Below are 10,169 nucleotides of genomic sequence, written 5' to 3' on the forward strand. Positions count from 1 at the left end.
AGATAGGCGGTCATGGCCTTGTCGCCCCACGGGCAGTTCAGCGGCGAGACGATCGGCGAGAAGGCGCTGACCGACCTGAAGAGCTCGGGGTTGCGCAGGGCGATGGTCAGGGCCCCGTGGCCGCCCATCGAGTGGCCGAAGATCCCGCGCCGCGACCCGTCCAGCGGGAAGGCGCCGTCGACGGCCTCCAGCAGATCTTTCGTCACATAGGCATACATCCGGAAGTGCGGGGCCCACGGCGCTTGCGTGGCGTCGACATAGAAGCCCGCCCCCTGCCCCAGGTCATAGGCCGGATCGTCAGCGACACCCTCACCGCGCGGCGAGGTATCGGGCGCGACAATGGCGATGCCGTGCCGGGCGGCGTGCTCGTAGACGCCCGACTTGACCGTGAAATTGTCTTCCGTGCAGGTCAGGCCCGACAGCCAGACCAGGTACGGGAAAGGCCCGTCGCCGTCCGGGGTCCACACCGTGAACTTCATCGGCGTGCCGGTGCTGGCGCTGTCGTGCCTGCAATAGCGCAGGGTGCCGCCGTGGACGCGGTGGGTGGCGGTGATTTCGACGGTCATTATTGAACCCAAACGATCCTTCTCCCCTTGCGGGAGAAGGTGGCCTGCGAAGCAGGTCGGATGAGGGGTCGAAAGCCCTCTCGGAAAGGCCTGCGCGACCCCTCATCCGTCGCCTGCGGCGACACCTTCTCCCGCAAGGGGAGAAGGCTGAGGACTTAAAACGTCACCACCGTCCGGATGCTCTCGCCGGCGTGCATCAGGTCGAAGGCCTTGTTGATGTCTTCCAGCGGCAGGACGTGGGTGATCATCGGGTCGATCTGGATCTTGCCGTCCATGTACCAGTCGACGATCTTGGGCGTGTCGGTGCGGCCGCGCGCGCCGCCGAAGGCGGTGCCCTTCCAGACCCGGCCAGTGACCAGCTGGAACGGACGGGTGGCAATCTCTTTCCCCGCCTCGGCCACGCCGATGATGATGCTCTCGCCCCAGCCGCGATGGCAGGCTTCCAGCGCCTGGCGCATGACCGTGGTGTTGCCGGTGGCGTCGAAGGTGTAGTCGGCACCGCCGTCGGTCAGGGCCACCAGATGGGCGACGATGTCGCCCTCGACGGTCTTGGGATTGACGAAGTGGGTCATGCCGAACTTGCGGCCCCAGTCCTCGCGGGCGGGGTTGATGTCGACGCCGACGATCATGTTGGCACCGGCGAGGCGAGCGCCCTGCAGGACGTTCAGCCCGATGCCGCCCAGGCCAAAGACGATGACATTGTCACCCGGCTTGACCTTGGCGGTGTTGACCACCGCGCCGACGCCGGTCGTCACGCCGCAGCCGCAGTAACAGGCCGATTTGAAGGGCGCGTCCTTGCGGATCCGGGCCACGGCGATCTCGGGCAGGACCGTGTAGTTCGAGAAGGTCGAGCAGCCCATATAGTGGTGGATGGTCTGGCCCTTGTAGGAGAAGCGGCTGGTGCCGTCCGGCATCAGGCCCTTGCCCTGGGTGGCGCGGATGGCCGTGCAGAGATTGGTCTTGCCCGAGAGGCAGCTTTTGCACTGCCGGCATTCGGGCGTGTAGAGCGGGATCACGTGATCGCCGACCGCCAGGCTGGTGACGCCCGGACCGACCTCGACCACCACGCCGGCGCCTTCATGGCCGAGGATCGAGGGGAACAGGCCCTCGGAGTCCAGCCCGTCCAGCGTATAGGCGTCGGTGTGACAGACGCCGGTGGCCTTGATCTCGATCATCACCTCGCCGGCCTTGGGGCCTTCCAGGTCAACCTCGACGATTTCCAGCGGCTTCTTGGCTTCGAAGGCTACGGCGGCGCGGGTCTTCACGACTCAGATCTCCTCGACGGGGGGCAGGCGGTAGCCCCCATCTAGCAATTGTGGCTGCGGCAGGTAAGCGCGCATGAACAGGGCAAAGGGACCTTCCGGGGCCGGCAGCCAGTTGCTGACCCGGTCAGCGGCGGGCTCTGCATGGCCGATCCACAGGTCCAGTGACCCGTCGGCATTCCAGACCAGACCCGGCGTGCGGTCGCCGATCGCATAACGGTTCAGCGGGTTTTCCGTGAAGAAGAACTGTCTGTCCGGCGTCGCCTCATAGAGGCTCAGCGACCAGAAGGAGTCGACCGGGATCGGCCGGTCGGCGGGGATGTGCAGGCGCCAGTTGCGGGTTCCGTCGAACAGGCCCTGCCCCTGATGGCCCGCGCGAAGATAGGTGGCTTCGACCAGCGGCAGGGCGGCCAGACCGCCCAGGGCCACGGCGGCGCGCAGCATGTAGTCCTGGCCAAAGTCGCCGAGCTTGGCACGCGGATAGGCCCAGCCCTCAATGAAGCCTTCGCCGGACAGCCCCCCGCCCGAGCGGGCGGAACGACGCCCGTCTTCCAGTCCGGCGGCGATGGCCTCGGCTTCTTCGGTCGTGAAGGCTGCGGGATCAAACTGCCCGCCCCCCAGACCCAGGGGCGCAATCCGCCGCAACAGGGCCAGATCGCAGGCCGGCGGCGGGTTCTGGCTCATCAGCTGGTCGGCACTGGCGAAATAGTCCGGCCAGGGATCGCTGCGACGGGCATGGGCGGCCATCAGCGGCGCGGCCGGTCCCTGGACGGTGAAGCCGGCCTGCACCAGGCGGGCGGCCTCCAGATCCTCCGGCCCGGTCACCAGGATACGGGCCAGGGCCCAGACATGGCGGGTTGGCGAGCGGATGACGCCGGGGCCGACATCCGCCTCGTCGCCGGGCCCGACCAGGGTGAAGGTCCCGCCATCCGGACCTGTCGTCCGTGTGCCCAGCACCGCAAAACTGTTGGACCAGGCGTCCATCAGCTGCAGCGACACATAGCGCTCGCCCCCGGCCGGCACGGTGAGGGTCAGCGGACCTTCGGAGAGGTCCAGCTGGGCCGTAGCATAGAGGGTGTCGTTGTTGGGCGTGGTGACGGTCCGGGCGCGATGGTCGGCCAGGTTGCGCATCGACGCGAAGGCGTTCATCGGCGAACCGACGGACAGCCCCCGCGCCCGCACGGCGGCGATCTCGATCAGCGGCAGGGTATAGAGAAAGGCCTCGCGGGCGGCGGCGCGCAGGTCACTCATGCAGGCACCTGAACGATGGGGTCGAAGCGGAACCGCCCGTCCAGCAGTTCGGCCCGGGGCAGATAGGTCCGCAGGGTCATCGAGAAGGGCCCGGCCTTCGGGGCCGGCAGCCAGTTGGCGCTGCGCTCGCCGCCGGGATCGGTGCGGCTGATCCACAGGTCGAGCGAGCCATCGGCATTGCGCTTCAGGCCCGGCGTGCGGTCTCCGATCGCGTAACGGTCAATCGGATTGTCCGCGAAGAAGTACTGGCCGTCCGGCGTCGCCTCGTACATCGACAGCGACCAGAAGCCGTCCAGCGGCAACCGGGCCGGCAGGGTCAGGCGGTAGAGGCCGTCGCCGTTGAACAGGCCGCTGTTATTGTCACCGGCCGCCTTCATGTACATGGCTTCAGCCACCGGCAGGGCCCCCAGACCCTGCAGGGCGACGATGGCGCGATAGCCGTAGTCGGTGCCGTGATAGCCGAGATTGGGCTTGGGATAGGACCAGCCGTTGACGAAGGCGACGCGGCCCGAGGCCAGCTTGGCGATCGCCCGGGCCTGGGCCACCCCGGCCGCCATCGCGGCACGGTCGAAGGGACCCTCGGTCAGCAGCCCGGCCGACCTCTGGATGAAGGCGGCGTCTTCGGCACGCGGCGGATCGGCGGCCAGCAGGGCCCGGGCGTTTGCGAAATAGGCTTCGGGCTCGGCATCACGCTCGAGATAGGCCGGGGGGCGCTCGACCTTCGGGCCGCTGACCTTGAAACCGCTCTGCACCTTGCGGGCGGCCGCCAGATCGTCGGGACCGTCGACCAGGGTGCGGATCAGGATCCAGGCGTGGGGGGTGAGCACCCGCACCACGTTGTCGCCCGCTGCCGACTGGCCCGGCCCGACCACGGTGAACACGCCCCCTGCCCCGCCATTGAGCCGCGTGCCCAGCACGGCGTCGTTGTCGGTGAACATGTTGAGGATGGCGGCCGAGACATAGCGCTTGCCGCTGGGCGGGATTGTCAGGGTCACCGGCCCCTTGGTCAGATCGATCCAGGCCAGCGAATAGAGGGTGTCATTGTTCGGCGTCGTCACGCTGCGATCGGTGTGATCGGAGAGGTTGCGGCGGTGATAGATGGAGTTGGGTCGGGCCCCGCGCTTGAAGACTCGGGCCCGGGTCGTGGCCATCTCGATCCACGGCAGGGAGAACAGATAAGCGTCCCGCGCCAGGGTGGCGGCATCGCTCCCCTGGCCCAGGGCAGCGGCCGGTACCAGACCCAGGGCACCGGCCATGACCAGCAGGTTCCGACGATTCATCAGCGTTCTCTCCCACGCATTTTTGTAGCGCAGGCTAGTCTCCTGACACGGTCCCTGTCTCTAAATTTCGAGCAGATCCGTCAGGCGGCTACAGCATGACGTGCGCCGTGGACGACGTCCTGCAGCGTGATCAGGGTCGCATCCAGACGTTCATGCGGATCCGACCCCGTGACCTTCCGCTCCAGGTTGGTCGACAGCGCCTCGCGCAGCTTGCCCAGGGCCCGGGGCGGCGCGATCAGGATCATCTGGTCGAACGGGTGGGCGCGGGCGACCTCGTCCAGCTTGTGGGCCAGGTCCTTCAGGAACAGCTGCTCGGCGCGGTCGCGCAGGTCGCCGTCATGGGGGATGTGGCTGTGCGGTGCGTGGTCATGGTGCTGCTTCAGGCCGGCCAGCCACTCGGGACGATCATGCAGGGGACCGTCGAGACGCGGCTGCTCCAGAAGGCGGGCGCGGCGGCCGTCGGCGACAACCACCAGGGTCTTGGCATCGGGGATCATGGCGAAACTCCAAAGGTTCACGACCGTGACCCTGCGCCCGCAGGAACACGGGCGACATGATGTGGATCAACTCCGCCGGTTCATCCCTTCGGCGGCTCTGGAATCCTGGTGGCGTGCAGGAAGTCCATGACCCAGCGGCCGTCGCGATAGCTGAGCGCCGCCGACTCCAGCCAGCTGACCGGCTTCATTTCACCCGATCCGCCGACCGCGCCCCGGTTCACCCACGATGCCCAGGCCATGTCGCAGCGGACATGGATGTCGAAGTCCTCGGGGCTCCACTGATAGACGACGCCCCGGGCATGGGCGTCGCGGATCAGACCGGTCAGGACGGGCCCCTCCATCGCCTTGCCGTTCTCATAGGCGTGAAAGGCAGGGGCCAGCAGCTGGCCCAGGGCACGGCTGTCGTCACGGGTCAGGGCATCATAGACGGTCAGGATGGTCTGGCGGACCGGTTCGACCGAAGACGCCTCAGGCGGACAGGGCGATGCGGCAAGGGCGTGCCTTGCCCCCAGCAGCGACAGGGTGGCGGCGAGCAGGACGGCTTTGGTCTGGCGCATGGCGACTCGCAGGCGGGTTTGCCCCACGCTGCGGGTCCCGGTCCGACCGGTCAATCACCCTGACCGCTGTCCTCGGTCTTGACGGCCTTGGCCGCCAGCTTGGCCAGGACCCGCCCCCGCCCTTTCGACAGGGCTGTGATCACCCCCCGGAAGGTGCGGACCTCCTGCTCGGTCAGCCGGGCGCGGGCCAGGGGCACGCGCAGGTTCCGGACCATCGAGGGCTTCTTCTCGGGCGGATGGTAGAAACCGGCCCTTTCCAGCTCGTCCTCCAGCTGGCCGTAGAGGCCCAGCAGGCTGGACTGATCGGCGGGGTCCTCGACGTTCTGCTCGAACTTCACCCACGGCCGGTCATTGACCGTCATCATCCACTCATAGGCCGTGATCGAGACGGCCTGGGCCAGGTTCAGCGACCGGAAGCGCTCGTGGATCGGGATACTGACAATGCCCTGGCACAGGGCGATGTCGTGGGTTTCCAGCCCGGCCCGCTCGCCGCCGAACAGCAGCCCTACCGACCGCCCCAGGGCCACGTCGGCCGACAGCTGGGCCGCGGCCTCGCGCGGGGTCAGGACCGGCAGCCGCGTCTCGCGCGGCCGGGCGGTGGTGGCGAACACCAGTTTCAGGTCGGCAATGGCCTCTTCCAGGGTATCGAACACCTTGGCGTCGTCCAGCGGCCAGGTGGCCCCCGACGCGCTGGGCCAGGCCCGTTCCTGCGGCCAGCCGTCGCGCGGACGCACCAGACGCAGGTCGGAAAGCCCGAAATTGGCCATCACCCGGGCGACCGCACCGATGTTCTCGGCCAACTGGGGCTCGTTGAGGATCACGCAAGGCGGAGGAAAGGGAGCGTTCATGGGGTCCCTTTGCCGGTTCCGGGCGTTCCGACGCAAGTCCCCGCTGCAACCGCGCACCGATCGCAGTCTCTGACCCACCGGAAAAGTCCCATGCACCGACGTCTCTTCCTGATCTCTGCAGCCGGACTGATGACGGGGTGCAGGGCTGAGCCGCCGATGGCGGGCCAGCTGGATCCGGTGTTCGATCCCGCCCGGCTGAGTAGCCGCCTGCAGGTGGTGGCCGGCCGGGCCGCTCCGGCGGTCCTCGGGGTCGGGCTCCTGGACGGCCAGACCGGCCAGCTTCTCGGCTTCAACGGCGACCGGCCCTTCCCGCTGCAGGATCTCTCAAGGCTGGCGATCGTGGCGGCGGTGCTGGCCGAGGTCGATGCGGGCAAGCTGTCCCTCAGCGAGCCGGTGATCGTCCGGGACATTGACCTGTCGCCGCCCCCCAGCCCCGTCGCCGAGGCCTGGCCTGGACGAACGGCCTATACGATCGGCGACCTTGTCGACCGCACACTCTCGACCGCCGACAACACCGCCGCCGATCTGCTGATGAAGCGGATCGGTGGCCCGGGGGCGGTGAGCGCCTGGCTCGAACTGAAGGACATCAGCGGCCTCCACCTCGACCGCTATGCGCGCCAGCGCGAGCCCGAGATCAATGCCATGGCGTCGTTTCGCTCGGACTGGAAAGGCGAGGCCGCCTTTGAGCGTCAAAGGCTGGCCGTGGAACCGAAAGATCGAAGCGCGGCCCTGCAGGCCTATCTGACCGACGGCCGTGACACGGTGACGCCTCTCGCCGCCGTCCGGTTTCTCGACGCCCTGCGCGCGGGCCAGCTCCTGTCACCGGCCTCCACGGGCAAGCTGCTGGGCCTAATGGCGCTTCACCGGCCCGGCGGGGATCGCCTCGCCGCCGCCCTGCCCGCCGGATCGATCCTGACCCACCAGACCGGCAATGTCCGCCCGGACCCCGGCATGGCGGCCGCAACCAGTGACATCGGGATCATCAGCCTGCTGGACGGTCGCCAGTTCGTCGTCGCGACTTTTCTCGGCGCATCAAGTGCATCGGATCAGGTCCGCAGCGCCCTGATCACCGAGGTCGGCCGGACGATCCTTGCGGAAGCCAGGGCCTGACGGGCCTCGTCCCGCCCGCCTCAGCCGGCGCGTGTCCGGGCGGCCCGGACGCCGCCCAGGGCCTCCAGCAGCTGCGCGGGCCGCAGGGGCTTGGCGATGTGCAGGTCAGCCCCCGCCGATCGGGCCGCCAGGACATGCTCCTCCATGGCATTGGCGGTGAGCATGATGATCAGCACCCTCGCTCCGCCCTGGGACGCCTCGCGGGCCCGGATGGCCCGGGTCGCCGACAGGCCGTCCAGAATGGGCATCTGCATGTCCATCAGGACTGCGTCGAAAGGCTGGCGCTCGAAGGCCGCCAGAGCCGCCTCGCCGTCCTCAACCATGGTCAGTTCGACCCCGAACGGCCCCAGAACCACCTCGACAACCTTGCGATTGGTCGGGTGATCTTCCGCAACCAGGACCTTAAGGCCCTCCAGCGACAGATCTGCCCCGGGTTCGAAGGCCGGATCGGGTTCAGGCATCTCGGACCGCGGCAACGGCAGCTTGACCTCAAAGGTCGCGCCCATTCCGACCACGGCCCGGGCATCAATGACCCCGCCCATCATTTCGGCCAGGGCGGTCGAGATCGACAGGCCCAGACCTGTGCCGCCGAACTGACGCGTGATCGACTGGTCCGCCTGGACGAAGCGCCTGAACAGGCGCTCCCGCACCTTGTCATCGAAGCCGATGCCGGTATCCGCCACCGCAAAGAGCAGATCCTCTTCCGGACGCGTAACGGTGAGGGAAATCGTGCCGTGGGCCGTGAACTTCACGGCATTGGCCAGCAGGTTGGACAGGATCTGGCTGATCCGGCCCGCATCCCCCAGATAGACGCCCGCCGCCTCCGGATCGACCGACCAGGTCAGGGTGAGACCCTTGGCCCGCGCGGCGGCCGCATGCAGCTCGGCCATGCCTGCGACCAGCCGTTCCAGGTCAAACGGAGCGGGAGTCAGCTGAAACTGTCCGGCCTCGATCTTGGACACGTCGAGGATATCGCTGAGCACCTGCTCGAGCAGTCGGCCCGACGAGGTGACCAGGGCCGCGAGGTCGCGGCGCACGGCCGGTTCCTCCTCTTCGGCCAGGCGATCGCCGATGGCGATGACCCCGTTCAGCGGCGTGCGCAGCTCATGGCTCATATTGGCCAGGAACAGCGACTTGGCCTGGTTGGCCCGCTCCAGTTCGGCCGTGCGTTCGGCAACCCGGTCCTCGAGCGAGCGTAACAGCTCTTCGTTGCCCTCCTGCTGCTGTCGCAGCGTTCGCGCCAGGGCCCCGATCTCGTCATGCCGGCCTTCGACCACGAGGGCCTCGCCCGGATCACGGGTCCGCTGCGACTGGGCCAGCACGCCCAGGGGCCAGGCCACCTCGCGACTGATGACCCGGTAGAGCAGCAGCACCTGGATCACGACACCCAGAACCCCGAACAGCAGGACCCAGGAGGCGGTCTTGATCGACGACAGCACGACGTCATTCGACGGGAAGGTCATCAGGAACCACCAGTTGGGCTCCTTCAGCCGGCCAAAGGCGATGACCTGGTCGCCCTTCGCACTCCGGATGGCCCCGATGTCACGCCCGGTCGCCTTGATCTGGCGAATCACGTCGGCGACCTTCGTTTCGGCCTCAAGCTGCCGCAGCCGGGCGATCTCGACCACGCCCTTGCGGGCCAGGCCCGGCGCGGCGATCAGCTCGCCCGCGTCGGTGACGATCATGTTCGTGCCACCGGGCAGGGATTCGCCCACGGCCCGCAGCAGGTAGGAATCCAGCGACAGGGTCGTACCCCAGATGCCCATGAACTGGTTCTTGAAATAGTAGGGCGTCATGCAGCCGGCGGTCAGGCCGCGGCCGGTTGGGTCGGAGATCAGCCGGCGAAGCTTGGTGCACTTCATCCCCCGTCCGGGATTGGCGGCCGGCAGACTGATCTGGGTCATCTCCTCGCCACGGATATCCAGGGTCGGAAGCGCATCGCGCCGATAGTAGAGCAGCCTGTCCGCCCGCTTGGGGCCGAACATCACCATCCGGGTCTCGGGCGTGAAGAAGTAGAAGTTGTCGTAGTGATGGATCTCGGTTTCGCCCGTACTGGCCACAACCTCCAGCGCTGACGCGAAAAGCGCCTTGTCAGCGGGACGGAGCGTCTTGGCGTCGGGCAGGAAGCCCCCGATTCCATAGACATAGCCCGAGCCCTGTCGCACCCCGTCATACAGCCGCGATGCCGTTCTGCGGGTGCCGTCGCCGAAATCGGGAAAGAGTTCGGCAAACTCCCTCCCGGCCTCGCTGGCGCTGCGGCTCTCAAGGCGCCGGGTCAGAGCCTGGCCGGCCGCGTCGTGGACCTTGACGAGGTCAGAGAACAGCCGGTCTTCGGTCTTCACCCGCTCGCCGACATACTCGGCCAGATGCCGCATCTGGGTGTCGGTCGCGCTCTTCTGAACGAAGACAAAGGCCACAGCCGTGGCGACTCCGGTGACGGCGAATGACAGGACGGCCACGATCAGCAACAGGCGACGCGCCAGGGGCGCGGTCACTTCGCTGATGGGTCGCAGACTGTTCAAAACCCGATCCGCCCCTGAATTCCGCCCCCGGAGGCTCCTAGGTCACAGCGCGTTCCCGCGCGTGACGCAGCCCCACCTGCCCTAGGTCTAATCGACGCGCTTTTCCAGTCCGGCGCAACAGTCTATAGCCACCTCGTCCGCGCCGCGAACTGGCCCTGTGTGCCAGCTCGGACAAGGCGCGCCACAGCGAGAGGAAAGACCCCGCAATGGCCAAGATCAAAGTCGCCAACCCCGTCGTCGACATGGACGGCGACGAAATGACCCGGATCATCTGGA

General features: G+C 67.7%; 9 protein-coding genes and 1 pseudogene. 2 read left to right on the forward strand and 8 right to left on the reverse strand.

What is annotated here, in order from left to right:
* The 7 genes and pseudogenes from DBR10_RS08935 to DBR10_RS08965 form a co-directional block, all read right to left on the reverse strand.
* Nucleotides 1-566: pseudogene (locus tag DBR10_RS08935) on the reverse strand (alpha/beta hydrolase-fold protein); the annotation flags it as partial.
* A gap of 155 nt (nucleotides 567-721) precedes the next feature.
* Entirely contained in the window at nucleotides 722-1,831 is a 1,110-nt protein-coding gene (locus tag DBR10_RS08940) for an S-(hydroxymethyl)glutathione dehydrogenase/class III alcohol dehydrogenase (RefSeq protein ID WP_108556275.1), read from the reverse strand.
* Nucleotides 1,832-1,834: 3 nt separating this feature from the next.
* Nucleotides 1,835-3,079 carry a DUF1254 domain-containing protein gene (locus DBR10_RS08945; protein WP_108505867.1) on the reverse strand — a complete coding sequence of 415 codons (1,245 nt, stop codon included), beginning with the start codon at nucleotides 3,077-3,079 and terminating at the stop codon, nucleotides 1,835-1,837.
* The gene (locus DBR10_RS08950; RefSeq protein WP_108556276.1) at nucleotides 3,076-4,359 is read right to left on the reverse strand and encodes a DUF1254 domain-containing protein; all 1,284 of its coding nucleotides are present in this window, start codon (nucleotides 4,357-4,359) and stop codon (nucleotides 3,076-3,078) included. The genes DBR10_RS08945 and DBR10_RS08950 overlap by 4 nt, the downstream gene beginning before the upstream one ends.
* A gap of 80 nt (nucleotides 4,360-4,439) precedes the next feature.
* Complete coding sequence (locus DBR10_RS08955) at nucleotides 4,440-4,877, reverse strand: host attachment protein (protein WP_233243331.1); 438 nt, start codon at nucleotides 4,875-4,877, stop codon at nucleotides 4,440-4,442.
* A gap of 59 nt (nucleotides 4,878-4,936) precedes the next feature.
* A complete protein-coding gene (locus DBR10_RS08960) occupies nucleotides 4,937-5,413 on the reverse strand; it encodes a nuclear transport factor 2 family protein (protein ID WP_108505865.1) in 477 nt (158 codons plus the stop codon).
* A 50-nt stretch (nucleotides 5,414-5,463) separates the two neighbouring features.
* Nucleotides 5,464-6,261: an RNA methyltransferase gene (locus tag DBR10_RS08965; RefSeq protein WP_108505864.1), complete on the reverse strand. Its 798-nt coding sequence runs from the start codon at nucleotides 6,259-6,261 to the stop codon at nucleotides 5,464-5,466.
* A 90-nt stretch (nucleotides 6,262-6,351) separates the two neighbouring features.
* Here DBR10_RS08965 and DBR10_RS08970 point away from each other — a divergent pair, with 90 nt between their 5' ends.
* A complete protein-coding gene (locus DBR10_RS08970; protein WP_108556277.1) occupies nucleotides 6,352-7,371 on the forward strand; it encodes a serine hydrolase in 1,020 nt (339 codons plus the stop codon).
* 20 nt (nucleotides 7,372-7,391) lie between these two features.
* Here DBR10_RS08970 and DBR10_RS08975 read toward each other — a convergent pair whose 3' ends face one another.
* Entirely contained in the window at nucleotides 7,392-9,893 is a 2,502-nt protein-coding gene (locus tag DBR10_RS08975) for an ATP-binding protein (RefSeq protein WP_108505862.1), read from the reverse strand.
* A 206-nt stretch (nucleotides 9,894-10,099) separates the two neighbouring features.
* On the opposite strand from DBR10_RS08975, the gene DBR10_RS19855 reads away from it, so the two are divergent.
* A partial coding sequence (locus DBR10_RS19855) for a hypothetical protein (protein ID WP_233243336.1) occupies nucleotides 10,100-10,169 on the forward strand: 70 nt, incomplete at its 3' end.

This window comes from Caulobacter sp. HMWF025 (assembly GCF_003060965.1).
In the GTDB taxonomy this organism is placed as follows: Bacteria; Pseudomonadota; Alphaproteobacteria; order Caulobacterales; family Caulobacteraceae; genus Caulobacter.

Bases quoted from the DNA above. Each gene is read 5' to 3' on its own strand.
- DBR10_RS08950 (WP_108556276.1), bottom strand. From the start codon at position 4,359: ATGAATCGTCGGAACCTGCTGGTCATGGCCGGTGCCCTGGGTCTGGTA.
- DBR10_RS08945 (WP_108505867.1), bottom strand. From the start codon at position 3,079: ATGAGTGACCTGCGCGCCGCCGCCCGCGAGGCCTTTCTCTATACCCTG.
- DBR10_RS08970 (WP_108556277.1), top strand. From the start codon at position 6,352: ATGCACCGACGTCTCTTCCTGATCTCTGCAGCCGGACTGATGACGGGG.
- DBR10_RS08965 (WP_108505864.1), bottom strand. From the start codon at position 6,261: ATGAACGCTCCCTTTCCTCCGCCTTGCGTGATCCTCAACGAGCCCCAG.
- DBR10_RS08960 (WP_108505865.1), bottom strand. From the start codon at position 5,413: ATGCGCCAGACCAAAGCCGTCCTGCTCGCCGCCACCCTGTCGCTGCTG.